This window comes from Protofrankia symbiont of Coriaria myrtifolia, assembly GCF_900634755.1.
In the GTDB taxonomy this organism is placed as follows: domain Bacteria; phylum Actinomycetota; class Actinomycetes; order Frankiales; family Frankiaceae; genus Protofrankia; species Protofrankia coriariae.
The window spans coordinates 1-16454 of sequence record NZ_CAAAFS010000072.1; the positions used below are offsets into that span (position 1 = coordinate 1).

Below are 16454 nucleotides of genomic sequence, written 5' to 3' on the forward strand. Positions count from 1 at the left end.
GGGTGACACGGTGCATCAGCAGATAGGAGGGGGGCAGGTTGAGCAGGCGGCCGAGTTGGGCCGCGGGGGAGCGGGGGTCGCCCAGCCGGACGGCCTCGCCCCGCAGCCAGTCGCGGGAGAAGCGGAACGTCTCGGTGGCGACGGGCTCGAGGAGCGGTACCAGGTAGTCGAGGAGGTCCGCCGGTTTCATCTTCACCGTCGGCAGGATGAACCGCTCCGCCCGCAGGCCTGCCAGGACCGCCTCCCCGTTGCCGTCCAGCGCCAGCCGGCTGAGCCGGCCGACGGGTTCGGGCAGCCCGTCCGGGAGACGGTTGACCGCGCCGAAGTCCAACACGCCCAGACGGCCGTCCGGCAGCAGCCGGAAGTTGCCGGGATGCGGGTCGGAGTGCAGCAGCCCGGCCCGCGCCGGGCACGAGTACAGGAAACGCACGAGCAGCAGCCCGGCCCGGTCACGTTCGGTGTCCGTGCCGCTGTTTATGATCGTTGACAGGGGTTTGCCGTCGATCCACTCCGTGACCAGCACATGGTCGGTCGCGGCGACGGCGCTGGGCACGTGGATGTCGGGGTCGTGATCGAACGCCTCGGCGAAGGCCGTCTGCCAGGCCGCCTCCAGGCGGTAGTCGAGCTCCTCGAGGATGCGCTCCTTCAGCTCGGCGACCAGCGGCTTGATGTCCAGACCGGGGGCGATGGCGCTGAACAGCCGAGCCGCGCGCCCGAGCTGGGTGAGGTCGCTGAGCAGCGCCGGGCCGACGCCCGGATACTGGATCTTGACGGCGACATCTCGGCCGTCCGCCCACACGGCGCGGTGTACCTGGCCGATGCTGGCGGCGGCGGCCGGCGCGTCGTCGAAGCTGCGGAAGTTCGTCTGCCAGTCCGTGCCGAAGTCGCCGGCGAGCACCCGGTGGACCGAAGCCGCGGGCAGGGCGGGCGCGGTGTCCTGGAGCTTGGTCAGCGCCGCCCGGTAGGGCCGGGCGATCTCCTCGGGCAGTGCCGCCTCGAAGACCGACAGTGCCTGCCCGAGCTTCATCGCGCCGCCCTTGAGCTCCCCGAGGACGCGGAAAACCTGGGCGGCGGTCCGCTGCTGCAGCTCCGTGGCGACGATCTCGGCGGGGCGCCCGCCGAGTCGCTTACCTGCGCCGATCGTGGCCCGTCCAGCGAAGCCGAGAGGGAGGCTTGCCAGCTTGGCGGTGCGGACGACCGCGCGTTTTGGGATTTCGGACACAACTCCATCGTGCCTGTTCTGCGGGCGGGAGGCAGGAGGGAACGCCGCTTGGGATTTTAATACTACTTTCTGTAGTCGAGATGGCTGGCCTGGCTGATGGCGGACCGGTGGCGGGGCCCCGCTCCGCCTGGTCACGACGCTCGTTTGGTCGCGATGCTCGTCTCTGGTCACGATGCTCGTTGCGTCCGCTCGAGGGTGTCGGCCTCGTCCGGATCCCCGCCCACCGGATCCCCGCCCACCGGCCAGCCGCCGGCTGCCCCGGTGCTCGCGGCTGCCATCCGCCGGGCGCTGCGGCAGGGGCACGAGGGGTGGATCGACCACGATCGGCGTCTGAGCCGAAGATCGGAGATTGTTATCTCCAGCGTCCCGTCGATGGTCGGCAACTCGTCGGCCGTCGGTCGACACGGCTGCTGCGACACCTGGGCCTGACCGGGCCGGGCGATGCCACGGTCGCCGTGGTCGACAAGGGTGAGCGCCTGCATGGCGGTGAGCCCGGCGGCGACGGTGGCCAGCGCCACGTCGCAGGCATCGATCCCGGTGTCCGGACGGCGGGACATCTGCAGGGCCAGTAGCGGCCAGGACGGTTCCATCGCGTGGCGACGCAGATGCTGGCAGTGCAGACACGAGGTCACCCCGGGCAGGACGAGCGGTCCGATCACCGCGGTGGTCTCACGAACGCCGGCAAGCAGATGCGGGATGCCGGAGCGTTCCAGCTCAAGCGCCTCCTGCGGGTGGACGACCGGTATGCCGGCCGGTGTGACGACGACCAGATCGGGGCGAAACGGCGCTGGATGCCGGTACTGGCGTGACGTGTGCGGGCGTGTCACCCGCGCGATCGCCGCGGTGGCGGCGACCGAACGGGGCCGCCCGACGTCGTCGAGACGGGCTCCGCCCGGCGCGACATCGGCCGCCCTGGTCGTACCGGTGTCGTCGACGACCACCTGCCCGACCCCGGCGGCGGCCAGCAGGGCCGCCACCTGAGCGCCGATCCGGCCCGCTCCGCGGACCTGGATCCGGGCCCGGCCGCGGGCCGCCATCGCTCGCCGGGCATGCCTCGGGTCGGCCGAGCCCAGGGCCATCGCGGCCAGGTCCGGCTGGAGGCGCTCCTGGTCCAGCACGGGTGGTGAGGACTGGCCGGCCGGGCCGGCGTCCGCCAGCAGGCCCGTCCGCTCCAGCAGGAGGACGAGCTCCGCCCGGGTGGCGTCCAGCGAACTGAGGACCTGCTCACGGGAGCGGGTACCGTCCAGCAGGTCGAGCACGGAGGCGTCCCGCGCTGTCAGCCCGCCGAGGACGATCGCCCGCGCCGGGTCGACACCGATCTGGAGGGTGGCTCCGTCCCGCCAGAGCCGGCGCAGGCCGGGTTTGAGCATGGGGCGCATCGGCGTCCTCCCCGACAGCAGGTGACCGGATCGTGATCATATGGTCTCACGCTGTTCCCCGCTGTGAATATATGTCCGTTTTTCTGTGGATATGCAACCGGTGTCGAGGAGGGTGCGCCGGTGGTTGTGGACAAGTCCCTGCCAGGCCGCGGTCGCCGCAGAGGCCCGCTTGTCACCACGTGGCGTTGCCGAGTGACGCGCCGAGACGGTTGGTGCTGACGCTGCCCACCTGGATGGGCAGCGCCTGTGCGCGGCCGCCCGGAGAGTCGGCCGTTGGCTGCCGGGCCGCGTGCTCATCCGGGCGAGCGGCCACCCGTGCGCGTGCCAAGACGGTTCTCGCAGACGGCGGCGTCGGGAGCCATGGCCGCGGGAGGGCCGTACAGCCGCCGAGCGCGCGATGATTCGCCGCGCGCTCGGCGGCCTCGGGGATCCGCCCGGCCTGGGGATCAGAGCCTGGGGACGGACCATCCCTCGGGGGACTGTCGGGGAACTATGAGGCTGGCGCCTTGCCGAGGATTCTGTTGATCGTGGTTCCGCAGACCGGGCAGGTGCCCCGCGCCATCCGGCGCCCGGACTCGCTCACCCGGACCTCACCCTGGTAATGCCGTTTGTCCTTGCATTTGACGCAGTAGCCCTCGTACGTCTCTGCCACTCGTTCTCCCTCTCACCGGCGCCCGCTGACGGGCCGCGGGTTCGTAACGAAGCGCAACGAAGAAAGCCGGCACCAACAGCCGGCCGGGAGCCATCCTCCTCAGGTCGGGAATCCCGCCGCGCGCCACCCCCTGGCCGGGGCCGTGGCTGGTTTTCCGTTGTCCCACAGTGGTTGCCGTGTTCGCCGCCTACTCCCGCGGCAGTAGTGGAGCCGGCGGCGGAGCCGATGGTGGCCCAGTAGTGGAGTCGGTGATGGGACAGTGGTGGGCCGATGACGTGCCATGGTGGAAGCGGTGCGTGCCCGGTCATGTCCGACAGCACCGGAAGCCGTGAGGCTCTACGCTCGGGAGGGCCGCTGACGGGGCGGGAAAAACACGACCGCGCCGCCTTCGCCCATATCAACCAGGCAACATCAACCAGACAACGTGGGCCTTCAGGAGTCGATTGTGTCCGAACCGCTGCTGGTCGAACGTCCCGCCGACGGCGTGGTCCTGCTGACGTTGGCCCTGCCCGAACGGCGCAACGCGATGACCGTGGCGTTGACCGCGGAATGGTCAGCGGCGCTGGACGAGATCGGTGCCGATCCCGATGTGCGGGCCGTCATCGTCACAGGGCAGGGGCGCGCGTTCTGCGCGGGCGGCGACCTCGACTGGATCGACCCGAGGCGCAACGTCGACTCCGGCGCGGACCGGCTGCGGGCGAAGATGCTCCCCTTCTACCGAACCTGGCTGAAGATCAGATCGCTGGAGGTGCCCACGATCGCCGCGGTAAACGGCGCCGCGGTGGGCGCCGGCCTGTGCCTGGCGCTTGCCTGTGACCTGCGGTTCGCGGCCGAGGGAGCAACCTTCTCCGCTCCCTTCACCCGGCTGGGGATGCATCCGGGGATGGCCGCCACCCGGCTGCTGCCGGAGGCCGTGGGGGTGCTGCGGGCCCGTGAACTGATCTTTACCGGGCGGTCCGTCGACGCGCGGGAGGCCGTGGACATCGGTCTGGTCAACGCGGTGGTGCCGGCCGTCGACCTGGTCGCCACCGCGCTGGAGACCGCGCTGCGGATCGTTGCGGCGGCCCCGGTCGCGACCCGGCTGGCCAAGGTCGCGCTGCGGGGTGAGGACGACATCGAGCAGGTGCTGCAGTGGGAGGCGCTCGCCCAGGCCACGACCATGGCCAACGGTGAGGCTGCCGAGGGGATCCAGGCACAGCTGGACCGGCGGCCGCCTTCGTTCGCGCCGGTGGTCGCCGCCAGCTGACGCTGGACGGTCGCGGGGCTGGCGCCGGCAGCCGTGCCGCGGCCGGCTTGCCCGGCCGGCCCGCGCGTCCCTGCCCGACCGGCCGGTGCGTCGCGGTGGGTAGCGACGACACATACGTCGGATGGGAGAAACCCCCGGCATGCGGTTGAACTCTCCAGCTTCCCCTTCTGGAGGGTTCTCCGATGACCGGGGGTTTCGTGCCCGTCAAGCTATGGCCGCATGGTGGTTACGGTCAACGACCGCCGCGCGGACCATCGGGCGGATCCGGGTCGTGTGTGCCTCCTGGCCCGGGCGGCTCGTCCGGCGGCTCATCCGGTGACTTTGGCGGCGGGGTGTCCCGGAGCCGCTCGAGCTCTGAGATGGGGTCACCCAAAGTACTGCCGGTATCGCTGGTGGCGAACCGCTGCGGGTCGGCGAGATCGTCGGCGTCCGGGAGCAGGTCGGGATGGGCCCACAGCGCGTCCCGCCCGTCGATCCCTCTGGCCTCGCCCACGGCGGCCCACAGCGCGGCTGCCTCGCGCAGCTTGCGGGGACGCAGGTTGAGGCCGACGAGCGTGGCAAAAGTCTGTTCGGCCGGCCCGCCCTCGGCCCGTCGCCGACGCACCATCTCGCGCAGCCTGGACGCCGCCGGCAGGTTCTTCGCCGCGGCGGCGTCGGTGACCGTCTCCACCCACCCCTCGATGAGCGCGAGGATCATCTCGAGGCGGGCCAGCGCCGCGGTCTGCTCGGGCGTGGTCGCGTCGTCGAAGACGTCACCACCGAGCGCTTCGGCGAAACTCGCCGGGTCCATCAGCCGGGACGGATCCATCAACCTGGACGGGTCGAGCATCGTCATCGCACGCGAGACCGCGTTCGGGTCGACGGTGATACCCCGCGCGTACTCCTCGACCGTGCCGAGGACGTGCCCGCGCAGCCACGGGATGTGGGCGTACAGACGCTGGGACGCGGCTTCGCGCAACGCCAGGTAGATCCGGACCTCGGTGGGGTCGACCTCCAGGCCGGTGCCGAACGCCTCGACGTTGGCCGGTACGAGCGCGGCTGTGCGGGCCGGGCCCAGCGGCAGCCCGACGTCGGTGGCGGAGACCACCTCGCTGGCCAGCAGGCCCATCGCCTCGCCGACCTGGGCGCCGAACAGCATTCCGCCGATTCTGTCGATCATCTGGATGATCGGGCCGCCCGCGGACGCGAGCTGGCCCAGGTCAAGACCGGGCGGGAGCTGCGCGGCGAGCTCCGGTGGCAGCCCGGCACCGAGATCGCCTATCTGCGCGAGCCCGCCGGAGATACCGCCGCGCATGGCCTCGGCGACCCGGGCGGCCACCGGATCGCACAGCGTCCGCCAGACGGGCAGCGTCACCTCGATCCATCTGCCCCGCGTCCACCCCTCGGCGGCCGTGGCCCCGGCAGGCAGGGTCGTCACGGGGTCGAGCCAGACGTCGGCGAGTCGGACAGCCTGCCGGACGGCCTCGACGTCGGCATCGGTGACGGCCCGGTCGCCATCACCGAGGGTGCGTACCGCGACCTGGCGCGCGAGCTCCCAGTTGACCGGTCCGTCGTGCCAGGACAGCAGGCGTTCGAGTTCGGCGAAGAACGGGGCTCCGGTGCCGAACGGCATGCCGGAGCCGCCACCCGAGCCGCCCGAGGACGAACCGCCCGGGGTGAAGCCGAAGGGGAAGCCGCCGCTCATCGCCGCCGTCCCCGCCGGGAGGAGGTGCGCTGCGGTTCATGGACCCTGGATCCGGACATGCACCAACGGTAGTGCGTTTTCCTGGCGATGCCGAAACGACGTCACCGGGATTATCGACGGGGCGGCCCATGAGCGCCGGTGAAAGCCACGAGCCGGACAACCCGTCCGCCGGTCGCCGCTGGATCACACCGTCGTCCCAACTGTCGCGTTCAGGCTGTCACGTCCCAACTATCGCGTTCCGGCTGGCGGCTGCCCCCGGCCGTCGGTGAGCTCCGTCTCCACACCCGTCGGGTGTCGGTACCGGGACATCCCCGGCGACGTCCGCGGCAGCTCGGGGCCGGCACCGTCCGGGTGAGTGCCCTGCGGTCGGGTTACGGTCGGGCACATGGGCGACATCGATATCCACGCTGGATCCGACTTGTGCCGCGGTGCCCGCGACGCGGCTGGCCGGCCGAGCGTGGGACGGGTCGTCATCGGGTCGGTGCGGGCGGAGGAACTGTCGGTCGACGAGTGCCTGCGTGCCGTCCGCGGGCCCGGGGTGGGGGCGGTCGCGCTCTTCGTGGGCACGGTGCGCGACCACGACCATGGGTGTGCGGTCACCGAACTGGAGTACACCGCCCACCCGCGTGCCGGAGCCGAGATCGCACGGGTGGCGGCCGGCGTGGCTGCCGCCCATCCGGTACTGGCCGTTGCTGTCACCCATCGCACTGGTCTGCTCGGTATCGGTGACATCGCCGTTGTCGTCGCGGTGGGAGCCGCGCACCGTGACGAGGCGTTCGTGGCCTGTCGTCACCTGATCGACGAGGTCAAGGCCCAGGTGCCGATCTGGAAGCGGCAGGTCTTTACGGATGGTTCGTCGGAGTGGGTGGGCGCCTGCTGAACGTGCCTCTACCATGAAGGTCGCCTCCCTTCCCCCGTCTCGACGCTGAGGCCGCCATGTGGTTCCTGCTTATTCCGCCTGTCGCCGTTCTGGTCACCCTTGTCTGGTTCGCCCTGCGTTCGCGCCCGGAACGCCGGCCCGAAGCACTGATCACCGTTGAGGGCTACCGGCGCAGCATGGCCGCTCTGGCGCGGCCGCTGCACTCGTCCCGTGACCCGTCCAGCCATGATCGGAACGGGACGTTCCGAGCCGGCGGCCGCCCACCGGACCCGCGGTCGCCGGACGCGCCGTAGCCGCCCGTCCGTGCTGGATCCGCTCGCGTGGCCCGGTCGTTGCGGGCCCGCGAGCGCCTGCGCCACAGCCATGATCGCCCTTTTGTCAACCCGCTAGACTGCGAACATGACGCGGCGTATCCAGACACTCGTTGTTGCGTCCACGTTGTCGTTACTGCTCGTGGTCATCGGGCTGTGGCTGCCGGTGCCGTTCGTGCTGCTCTCGCCTGGGCCGGTCACCGACACGCTCGGACGTCCCGACGGCAAGCCGCTGATCGAGATAGAGGGCCGGCAGACCTACCCGACCTCGGGGCGGCTTGAGCTGACGACGGTCGAGGAGATTCCCCGGCTCAACGTCCTCGGCGCGGTCCGCGGCTGGCTCAACAGCGACCAGGCCGTGGTGCCCCGGGAACTGGTCCAGCCGCCGGGCACCAGTGACGAGCAGATCCGCCAGGAAAACACCGTGGCAATGATCGACTCGCAGGACCAGGCGACCGCCGCGGCTCTCGGTGAGCTCGGTGTCGCCGCGACCGGGACGTCCGTGGTCGTCTACCGGCTCGGTGAGCGCTTGCCCGCCGAGGGCAAGCTGCTGCCGGGCGATGTGATCGTGTCCGTCAACGGCACCGCTGTCACCACACAGGGGCAGTTGCGGGACGAGATAGCGCGGGTCCGCCCCGGGCAGCCGGTGACCATCTCCTACGTCCGGGACGGCGGCGAGCCCGCGCGGGCCGACATCACAACGGTGCCCGCGCCGGACGACCAGGGCCGGCCGGTCATCGGGATCATCACCACCGAGAAGCGCAGCTACCCGTTCACGGTGACGATCAGGCTCAAGGACGTGGGTGGGCCGAGCGCCGGGCTGATGTTCGCTCTCGGCATAGTCGACCTTCTCGGGCCCGAACAGCTCACCGGCGGCCAGACGATCGCGGGCACCGGCACCATCGACGCCGCCGGCACGGTCGGGCCGATCGGGGGCATCCAGCAGAAGCTCCTCGGCGCCCGCCGGTCCGGTGCGATGGCCTTCCTCGTCCCGGCCGGGAACTGCGCGGACGCCCGGGAGTCCGCGCCGGACGGCCTCCGGCTCATCCGGGTCGAAACGTTGAAGGACGCCATCGGCGACCTGCACGCCCTCGCCGACAACCCCCAGGCGAACGTCCCCACCTGCTGAGCATCCCATCCGTCTGAGAAGCCCCACCCGCCTGAGAACAACCGTCCCGGGCGGCTGGTTGCCGGCCACCCGACGGACGCACCGGCCGGCAGGCCCGCCCCGGTCGGGAAACGGGCGGCCGGTGTGGTCAGCGAAAGGTTGCGAGCAGGCCGTCCACGAGGCCGTCGGCGAGGTCCGGGTCGACCACCAGCTCCTCGTCCCCACGTACCCGCAGGCAGGACGCGTGCTGCCCGTCGCGGGTCACCCCGACCGCGAGCCGCACGTCCTGGCGTTCGGGATGGTTGGCCGCCCAGAGTTCGATGTCCGCCTCCTCGTAGGGGGCTTCCTGCTCGGCGCTCGGGGGCAGCACGACGAGTTCGGTGACCAGGACGCAGCCGAGAACCTCCGGCGGCCAGCCGATGCCGGCCAGTACTTCGTCGAGGCGCCCGACGGGCAGGGGCTCCTGCTCGACCGGGGTGAGCGAGCCAGGGACGATCTGGCCGACGTGCGCGGCCAGGGCCGGTTCACGGGCGACGAGGTCGGACGTGTCCGCCAGCGCGTACACCTGACTGGGCTGGTCCCAGCCCAGATCGGCCACGTGCCGCTCGACCTCCAGCACAACGGAGGTCAACTCACTGATGTCGGGGCTGCTCACTAGCCCATCCTCTCCGATGGTGCCAGTCGGGCACTGGCGTAGGTTGCCTTCCAGGTGGACAACCCGGTCGTGTGCCCCCGACACAAGGAGAAGCGAGTGGCAGCAGCCCGCAGGCCACTGGTGGCGCGTACCCGCATCCTCATCCCCACTCTGGTCGTGCTCATCGTTCTGGTCGTTCTGCTCGGCGTCTTCACCCGGGTCTACACCGACCTGCTCTTCTTCCGGTCGGTCGGCTTCGGCAAGGTCTTCAACACCGTCCTGTCGACGCGGATCCTGTTGTTCGTCATCTTCGGCGCGCTGATGGCTGTCGCGGTGGGCGCCAACCTGCTGCTCGCGTACCGGCTGCGGCCGTCGGTACGCCCGCTCTCCCTCGAGCAGCAGAATCTCGAGCGCTACCGGGCCGCCATCGAACCGTACGCGGTCCTGATCCTGTTCGGCGTGTCGATCCTGTTCGGCATAGTAGCGGGTGTCTCGGCGTCCGGCCGGTGGCGGACCTGGCTGTTGTGGCGCAACGGTGAGTCCTTCGGGCAGCGCGACGCCCAGTTCCACCGGGACATCAGCTACTACGCCTTCACCTACCCGTTCCAGCGTTTCCTGCTCGGCTTTCTGTTGACCATCGTGGTGCTGTCGTTGCTGGTGACGCTGGTGACGCACTACCTGTTCGGCGGTATCCGGCTGCAGACGCAGGGTGAACGGGTGGTGCCGGCGGCGAAGGCGCACATATCCGTCCTGCTGGGCCTGCTGGCCCTGCTGAAGGCATGGGCCTACTACCTCGACCGCTTCGGGTTGGTCTTCTCCTCACGCGGGGCGGTGCACGGAGCGTCCTACACCGACACGCACGCGGTACTTCCCGCGAAGCTCATCCTGCTGTTCATCTCACTGCTGTGCGCGGTGTTGTTCATCTACAACATCTTCCAGCGGGGATGGACGCTGCCCCTGCTGTCCGCCGGAATACTGGTGCTGTCCGCCCTGGTGGTGGGAGGTATCTACCCGGCGATCGTCCAGCAGTTCCAGGTCCGGCCGAACGAGGCCTCCCGGGAGGCGCCCTACATTGCCCGGAACATCGCGGCCACCCGCGCCGCGTACGGGATCGACCAGATAAGACCGCAGCCCTACGACGCGTCCACCACACCCGACACCACCAAGCTCGGCGCGGACTCGGCGACGCTGTCCAACGCCCGCCTGCTGGACCCGAACGTGCTCTCCGCGACCTACGACCAGCTCCAGCAGATCCGCGGCTACTACGGGTTCCCGGCCTCGCTCGACATCGACCGCTACACCATCGCCGGCTCCGACGGGCGTGAGGGCACCCAGGATTACGTGGCCTCCGTCCGTGAGCTCGACCAGGGCGGTCTCGCGCCGCAGCAGCGGAACTGGATCAACCTGCATCTGACGTACACCCACGGCAAGGGATTCGTCGCGGCACCGGCGAACACCGTCGACAGCTCCGGGCGCCCGGTCTTCACCGAGCAGAACCTGCCGCCGACCGGCCCGCTGAACGTGCGGGAGAGCCGGGTCTACTTCGGTGAGATGTCCCCGGACTACTCGATCGTCGGCACCCGGCAGGCCGAGATCGACGGGCCGGGCGACGCCGCGGGCAGCCAGGCGACGACCAGCTACGACGGCAGCGGCGGCGTCTCGATCGGCTCGACGTTCCGGCGGGCCCTGTTCGCGTTGCGCTTCCAGGAGAAGAACATCCTGCTGTCGAGCGACATCACCGACAGCTCCCGGATCCTCTACTTGCGTAACCCGCGGGACCGGGTGAGCAAGGTCGCACCCTGGCTGACCCTGGACGGCGACCCCTACCCGGCGGTCATCGACGGCCGGGTGACATGGATTCTCGACGGCTACACGACCACCGACGGATATCCCTACGCCCAGCGCCGCACCCTCGACTCGGTGACCGCGGACGCGGTGACCACCCGGGTGGCCAACCGGGCCAACCAGGCCGCGAACGAGGTCAACTACATCCGGAACTCCGTGAAGGTCACCGTCGACGCCTACAACGGGACCGTCACGCTCTACGCCTGGGACGAGGCGGATCCCGTCCTGAAGACCTGGATGAAGGCGTTCCCGGGCAGCGTGAAGCCGAAGAAGGACATTCCAGCGTCCCTGCTGAGCCATCTCCGCTACCCGGAGGACCTCTTCAAGGTGCAGCGGGATCTTCTTGCCTCCTACCATGTGACCGATCCGCGTGAGTTCTACTCACAGGAGGACTTCTGGGCCGTTTCACCGGCCCCGGACGACCAGAACCAGACACAGCCGCCGTTCTACGTCTACAGCCAGCTGGTCGGGCAGTCGCAGCCCACCTTCAACCTGACCTCCCCGCTGCTGGCGCGGGCATCGTCGAAACTCGCCGCCTACATGGCGGTGTCGAGCGATCCCGGCAGTTACGGCGAGTTCCAGGTCCTGCAACTGCCGAAGGGCGTCACGATCAACGGGCCGGTCCAGGTGCAGAACCTCATCGAGTCCAACGCGAAGATCTCCCAGGAGCTCAACCTGCTACGAGGCCAGGGCTCCCGGACCATTCAGGGGAACCTGCTGACCCTGCCGGTGGCGGGCGGGCTGCTCTACGTCGAGCCGTACTACGTCCAGGCGCGGGAGAACGCCGTGTATCCGACCCTGCAACGGGTGGCGGCCGTCTACGGCGAGAACATCGGTTTCGCGCCGACCCTGGGCGAGGCGTTGAGCCAGGTCTTCGGCACGGCTCCCGACAGCACGCCCGGCGGCGGCACAGGTGGTACAGGCGGCACGGGACCGGAGAGCCCCCAGCCGGGCGGCGGCACGAACGATCCGCAGATCCGGCAGGCGATCGCCGACGCCGACCGTGCCTTCACCGCCGGGCAGGACGCGCTGCGCAAGGACCCGCCCGACTTCACCGCCTACGGCAACGCGCAGAAGGATCTCGCGGACGCCCTGGACCGGTTGGGACGGCTGACCGCGGCGCCACCGCCACCGTCGCCGCCGGCAAGCCCCGAGCCGCCGCCTTCTCCGCCGCCGGCCGCCGCTCCCGACGCCGCGCCGGCCGCGCCACCGACCACCGTGGCGCCGGCCGGGGCGCCGGGAGGATAGCCGTCCGCCGGGAGTCCGGGAGGACCATGTGGTCCCGCTGAGGACGGGCCCGGCCGTCGGGGCCCGCGGGCGACTGGCTGGCAGCCCACCGGAAGACTCGATCACGTCCGTTTGACACCCCCCACCCTGCGTCTTGTATGGTGAAGGCACACCGACGCGGGGTGGAGCAGCTCGGTAGCTCGCTGGGCTCATAACCCAGAGGTCACAGGTTCAAATCCTGTCCCCGCTACCAGGGAAAACGCCCCCGGAGAGATATCTCTCCGGGGGCGTTTTCGCGTTTATGTGACCAACCTTGTGACCAGGCGCCGCGCGGAGGCCCGGTCAGTCCTCTTCTTCCGGCTCTTTGGTGTCGTCTGTGACGTCGGAATCCTTCGTTTCCTCCCTTCCGAGGATCAGGTTCGTGACGGTGGTGGCGGTGGTGGCCTCCCGGGTGAGGTCGCCGGTCCGCTGGACGTAGGTTGCGAGTGTGAACGCCAGGCTGGCATGTCCGATGCGTTCGCTGACGACCTTCGGGTTCGCCCCGGCGTCGATCGACACGGTGGCGTAGCTGTGTCGGACGTCATGCAGCCGGATGCGGGGAAGCCCGGCCCGGTCGACCAGCCGGTTGAACCGGCGAGTGATGGTGTCGGGATGGATGGGCCGGCCGTCCTCGTACACGAACAGCTTCCCGTGATCCGGGTAGTCGCCGGACCACGACTCACGCTCCCGGTCGAGCATCGTCAGATGCTCCCGCAGGATTGCCACGGTGGGCGCATCGAGGGCGATCATGCGCCGGCCGCTGTCGCTCTTGCCGTCCTCGTCGATCGCCTTGCCGCCGACCACGACACGGGTATCCGCGATGACGAGCGTGGCGGCGTCGAGGTCGAGCCCATCCCGGTCGATGCCGGCAAGCTCCGACCGGCGCATGCCCGTGGTTGCGGCGAGCATCCACAGCGCGCGGAACCGGTCGACGTCTGCGGCCCGCACCCAGGTACCGAGTTGGACGGCATCCCAGGTGGTCGGCCGGTGCCGGCCAACACGTGGTTTGACGACGTGCTCAGCGGGGTTGATCTCGATGTACCGCCATACCACGGCGTCACCGAACGCCTTGTGCAACATGTTCAGGACGTTGCGTACCGTCTTCGGCGCCAGACCGGTACCGATGTCGCGGGGGACCCGGCCGCGTCGGTAGCGTCCGAGAGCGGCGCGGCCAGCGTGGATGGTGGTCTTGCCTACCTCGGCGAGTTCGGCGGCGGTGACTGGACGGTCTGCCCTGGTCTGCCGCGCCCAGTAGGCATACATGGTCAGGTTGGTGTTCGTCTTGCGTCGGCCGTTCTCCAGCAGGTGCCGAGAGAAGGTGTTGAGCACGGTTACCGTGATGTCCTGAAGCCGGCGGTCACCAAGCACAGGCAGAACGTAGGCGTCGAGGTAATCGACGTAGTTCACGTACGTCGACCGTTTCACGGCAGGTTCGATCGCGGCCAGCCACTCAGCGACGAACTGCCGAACCTTGCGCCGGGACCGCTTGACGTGTCGTCCGGCTTCCAGCTCCCCGCGCGCCTTCAGGGCTTCGCTCCACGCCTCATCATCGGTGGCGAACCCGCCGCGATTCTCCCGCTGGCGCTTGCCAGTCAGGGGATGCGGGTCGAGGTCGACCCGATACGACCATGTCTTGCCGCGTTGGTAGACCGTGATACCGGGGACGGCCAGGCGTCCACGTCTTCCAGGTTCGGCGGTCACGCGCTCTCCCGAGCGGCGAACAGGTGACGGATCTGCGCGGTGACGATGTACACCCGGCCGCCGAGACGCTGAGTCGGAAGTTCGCCGTTTGCCGCATACCGATATGCCGACGCACGTGGGAGGCCCAAGAGCTCCGCCGCGCGGGGCACGGTCAGCAGAGCCGGAAGGTTGGCAAGATCGGCTGTCGGTGTCGACGGTCGATCATCTGAAGGAACGGTGAAGACCACATCTTCGGTGTGTCGTTGCGTGATGGTGTGCGTCACGATGACGGGGCCTCTTTCCGTTTCGAGCGGACGGGGACGGACGGCTCTGGCGGGTGCTTGGTCGTAGTCGCCGGAGCCGTCGCTATTCGCGTGGATGGTGGTCGTCATGGCGGGCCGCCCCTTCTAGCGACGGCCGGCGCGGGTGCGGCCGCGGGCGGGAGCAAGACCGGTGACGCGCAGGCAGGACGGGCACAGGCCGTAGGCGAGCAGGACCGGGCCGAACGCGGCGGCGCCGGGGTACAGCCGCCGGGGTCTGCACCGGCAGCGGTCACAGGTGGCGTCCTCGTCCGGGCCGGGGCGCAGGGCGGCCACACAGCCGGTGCAGACCAGCCGGCCGGGTGCCCATGCGGCGGCGTGCACGACCTGTGGGGACGAGCCGAGATGGGGGCAGAGCTCGACGGTTCCGACGGTGAGCGCGCGGACGAACACGGACGCCTGCGCGGCCAGCCATGGAACGGCGGCGGGGCGTTCGGCGAGGTAGCCCCGGCCGTCCTCAGCGATCGCGTGTAGGGCGGTCAAGGCGTCTCGGCAGGCGGCGGTGAGTTGGTCGGCGTGGGCGATGGCGTGCGGGGTCATGCGCTGCTGTCTCCTGCCGGGGAAGGGCCGGGAACGACCACAAGGCGGGGTGGCTGTCCGTGCTGAGAAGAGGCCGCAGTTGGGCCAGTTGGGCCAGTTGGGCCGCTGCGGAAGCCTTGGCCGAACTGGCTGGACTGTGGCCCAACTGGCTTGGAGCCTGACGGTCCGTCATCGGTGGGGAGATACCAGACCGCTGTGGCGGGAAACCCGGACCGCTTGCTGATCACTCCGGCGCGGCTCTGTGCGCGTTTGAGAGTGCGTTCCGGGATGCCGTCGGCACGGGCAGCCTGCGCGATCTCGGCGTACGGGGCGTGGCCGTCATGTTCGGTGAGGTAGTCGGTCAGCCAGGCGGCGGCGTCGTCGCGGTCGGCACGCCGGGAACTGTCACCGCCCCGAGACGCATCGGCAAGGATGTCGGCCACTGACCGGTCGGACTCACCGGTGAATACCAGTTGGCCCACCTGCGCAGGGCCTTCCTCGGTGGGCACGTCGACGGATTCCACGACGTAGCGCAGCGACGGCAGGTCGAGACGGCCGAGATTGTTCTTCGCCTGGCTGAGTACGCACGCGCCGTCGGCGTCTTCGGGGTCGCGGGCGATGGCGATTACGGCACGGGCGACCGCGGAGAACGCCCGGCTGCCGGTGATGAGGTTGAGCGCGTCCGGGTTGTTGGACTTGTTGAAATGGGCCAGGCCGACGACGGCGCAGCCGGTACGTTCGGCCATGCGCACCAACGGTTCCAAGGCGGTACGCAGGTCCCGGTCCCGGTGGGTGTCGATCCCGGCGTGGATCAGTGACAGGAGCGGGTCGGCGGCCAGTAGCGCCACGCCGTGCCGGTCGATCTCGACGGCCAGCGCGTCACAGTCACCGGGCAGGGTGAGCGCGTCCACGGTGCCGTCGTGGACGACTTCGACACGCAACACCTTGTCCAGATCAGCGCCGGCCACGTGCAGGCGGGGGGCGATGGTGTGCTCCCAGGAGTCTTCGGACGCGGCGTAGACGACGGCGCGGGGCTGACCAGCGAAGCGGCCGGGCAGGGTGCCACGGGTGATTTGCGCGGACAGCCAGGCCAGGGCGAGGGACTTGCCGATGCCTTCCCGTCCGGGGATGACGGTGAGCGCGCCAGCGGGAATGCGGTCCTGCCAGGTCCAGTGAACCGGGCGGATCTGCACGGTGGCGGCAGAGGTGAGTAGCAGTTGCCGGCGGGTCGACGTGCCGCAGCCGGCCAGCCGCGACGGATCGGCAATGCCCACGCCGGCTGGTGGCTCGGTGGTACCGGTGCCGGCCGGTGGCCTGGCGCGGGCCGGTGGCTCGGTGGTACCGGTACCGGTACTGGCCGACGGTCCGGTGTGGACCGGTGGCCGGGTGGCGGACGGTGGGTGTGGCTCAGGGGGGAGCACGGGCGGCGCCTTTCCGGAAACGTCGGAACAGGGGCGGGTGTGGGTGGTGTGGACGGGCCGGCACTCGAGGTGGCCCGGCCGGCTGGTCGACCGCGTCCGGTGAGGAGATGCGCCCCCCGCTCCGGAGGGAGGGCGCATCTCGTTGTGCAGATGCCGGGGCGGTCCGATCGGCGGGTCGATCCGATTCCCGGGGCTGACCTGGGCCGATTGAGCGACGGGGTGGTGTCCGGTGCGCCGTTGCCGGTCGATCGGCCCGGCCCGGTCCGCCGTGGCGTGGGGTGGCCAGG

14 protein-coding genes and 1 tRNA gene are annotated in these 16454 nt (G+C 70.1%); 6 read left to right on the plus strand and 9 right to left on the minus strand.

The features are described 5' to 3' along the window. The 3 genes from CM1CMNOD_RS04165 to CM1CMNOD_RS21475 form a co-directional block, all read right to left on the minus strand. On the minus strand, positions 1 to 1222 hold a 1222-nt coding region (locus CM1CMNOD_RS04165), incomplete at its 3' end, for an ABC1 kinase family protein (RefSeq protein ID WP_242625433.1). A 167-nt stretch (positions 1223 to 1389) separates the two neighbouring features. Further along, a complete protein-coding gene (locus tag CM1CMNOD_RS04170; RefSeq protein WP_013872413.1) occupies positions 1390 to 2601 on the minus strand; it encodes a ThiF family adenylyltransferase in 1212 nt (403 codons plus the stop codon). Between the two features lie 490 nt (positions 2602 to 3091). After that, entirely contained in the window at positions 3092 to 3253 is a 162-nt protein-coding gene (locus CM1CMNOD_RS21475; RefSeq protein WP_013872414.1) for a DUF5679 domain-containing protein, read from the minus strand. A 445-nt stretch (positions 3254 to 3698) separates the two neighbouring features. Between CM1CMNOD_RS21475 and CM1CMNOD_RS04175 the strand changes: the two genes are divergently transcribed. Continuing rightward, the gene (locus tag CM1CMNOD_RS04175) at positions 3699 to 4499 is read left to right on the plus strand and encodes an enoyl-CoA hydratase/isomerase family protein (RefSeq protein ID WP_013872415.1); all 801 of its coding nucleotides are present in this window, start codon (positions 3699 to 3701) and stop codon (positions 4497 to 4499) included. A gap of 232 nt (positions 4500 to 4731) precedes the next feature. Here CM1CMNOD_RS04175 and CM1CMNOD_RS04180 read toward each other — a convergent pair whose 3' ends face one another. Beyond that, a complete protein-coding gene (locus tag CM1CMNOD_RS04180; RefSeq protein WP_013872416.1) occupies positions 4732 to 6183 on the minus strand; it encodes a zinc-dependent metalloprotease in 1452 nt (483 codons plus the stop codon). 385 nt (positions 6184 to 6568) lie between these two features. On the opposite strand from CM1CMNOD_RS04180, the gene CM1CMNOD_RS04185 reads away from it, so the two are divergent. From CM1CMNOD_RS04185 to CM1CMNOD_RS04195, 3 genes are all read left to right on the plus strand, one after another. Continuing rightward, positions 6569 to 7063 carry a molybdenum cofactor biosynthesis protein MoaE gene (locus CM1CMNOD_RS04185; protein WP_013872417.1) on the plus strand — a complete coding sequence of 165 codons (495 nt, stop codon included), beginning with the start codon at positions 6569 to 6571 and terminating at the stop codon, positions 7061 to 7063. 56 nt (positions 7064 to 7119) lie between these two features. Then, entirely contained in the window at positions 7120 to 7356 is a 237-nt protein-coding gene (locus tag CM1CMNOD_RS04190) for a hypothetical protein (protein ID WP_013872418.1), read from the plus strand. Between the two features lie 106 nt (positions 7357 to 7462). Next, complete coding sequence (locus CM1CMNOD_RS04195) at positions 7463 to 8503, plus strand: YlbL family protein (protein ID WP_013872419.1); 1041 nt, start codon at positions 7463 to 7465, stop codon at positions 8501 to 8503. A 127-nt stretch (positions 8504 to 8630) separates the two neighbouring features. On the opposite strand, the gene CM1CMNOD_RS04200 is transcribed toward CM1CMNOD_RS04195, so the two are convergent. Beyond that, positions 8631 to 9137: a PPA1309 family protein gene (locus tag CM1CMNOD_RS04200; RefSeq protein WP_013872420.1), complete on the minus strand. Its 507-nt coding sequence runs from the start codon at positions 9135 to 9137 to the stop codon at positions 8631 to 8633. Between the two features lie 96 nt (positions 9138 to 9233). Between CM1CMNOD_RS04200 and CM1CMNOD_RS04205 the strand changes: the two genes are divergently transcribed. After that, positions 9234 to 12209, plus strand: coding sequence for a UPF0182 family membrane protein (locus CM1CMNOD_RS04205; protein ID WP_013872421.1), 2976 nt, complete (start codon positions 9234 to 9236; stop codon positions 12207 to 12209). Positions 12210 to 12364: 155 nt separating this feature from the next. Next, a tRNA-Met gene (locus CM1CMNOD_RS04210) sits at positions 12365 to 12441 on the plus strand. A gap of 89 nt (positions 12442 to 12530) precedes the next feature. Here CM1CMNOD_RS04210 and CM1CMNOD_RS04215 read toward each other — a convergent pair. From CM1CMNOD_RS04215 to CM1CMNOD_RS04230, 4 genes are read right to left on the minus strand one after another with little or no spacing between them, the layout of a single operon-like run. Continuing rightward, positions 12531 to 13928, minus strand: coding sequence for a site-specific integrase (locus CM1CMNOD_RS04215; RefSeq protein WP_013872422.1), 1398 nt, complete (start codon positions 13926 to 13928; stop codon positions 12531 to 12533). Beyond that, positions 13925 to 14299, minus strand: coding sequence for a helix-turn-helix domain-containing protein (locus CM1CMNOD_RS04220; RefSeq protein WP_013872423.1), 375 nt, complete (start codon positions 14297 to 14299; stop codon positions 13925 to 13927). The genes CM1CMNOD_RS04215 and CM1CMNOD_RS04220 overlap by 4 nt, the downstream gene beginning before the upstream one ends. Before the next feature lie 15 nt (positions 14300 to 14314). Then, on the minus strand, positions 14315 to 14767 hold the full coding sequence (locus CM1CMNOD_RS04225) for a hypothetical protein (protein ID WP_013872424.1): 453 nt from the start codon (positions 14765 to 14767) through the stop codon (positions 14315 to 14317). Continuing rightward, the gene (locus tag CM1CMNOD_RS04230; protein WP_013872425.1) at positions 14764 to 16167 is read right to left on the minus strand and encodes an AAA family ATPase; all 1404 of its coding nucleotides are present in this window, start codon (positions 16165 to 16167) and stop codon (positions 14764 to 14766) included. Before CM1CMNOD_RS04230 ends, CM1CMNOD_RS04225 begins: the two co-directional genes overlap by 4 nt. Between the last annotated feature and the right edge of the window lie 287 nt (positions 16168 to 16454).

Excerpts from the sequence above, each read along its gene's own strand:
- CM1CMNOD_RS04220 (WP_013872423.1), bottom strand. The coding sequence starts at position 14,299 with ATGACGACCACCATCCACGCGAATAGCGACGGCTCCGGCGACTACGAC.
- CM1CMNOD_RS04190 (WP_013872418.1), top strand. The coding sequence starts at position 7,120 with ATGTGGTTCCTGCTTATTCCGCCTGTCGCCGTTCTGGTCACCCTTGTC.
- CM1CMNOD_RS04185 (WP_013872417.1), top strand. The coding sequence starts at position 6,569 with ATGGGCGACATCGATATCCACGCTGGATCCGACTTGTGCCGCGGTGCC.
- CM1CMNOD_RS04195 (WP_013872419.1), top strand. The coding sequence starts at position 7,463 with ATGACGCGGCGTATCCAGACACTCGTTGTTGCGTCCACGTTGTCGTTA.
- CM1CMNOD_RS04180 (WP_013872416.1), bottom strand. The coding sequence starts at position 6,183 with ATGAGCGGCGGCTTCCCCTTCGGCTTCACCCCGGGCGGTTCGTCCTCG.
- CM1CMNOD_RS04225 (WP_013872424.1), bottom strand. The coding sequence starts at position 14,767 with ATGACCCCGCACGCCATCGCCCACGCCGACCAACTCACCGCCGCCTGC.
- CM1CMNOD_RS04170 (WP_013872413.1), bottom strand. The coding sequence starts at position 2,601 with ATGCGCCCCATGCTCAAACCCGGCCTGCGCCGGCTCTGGCGGGACGGA.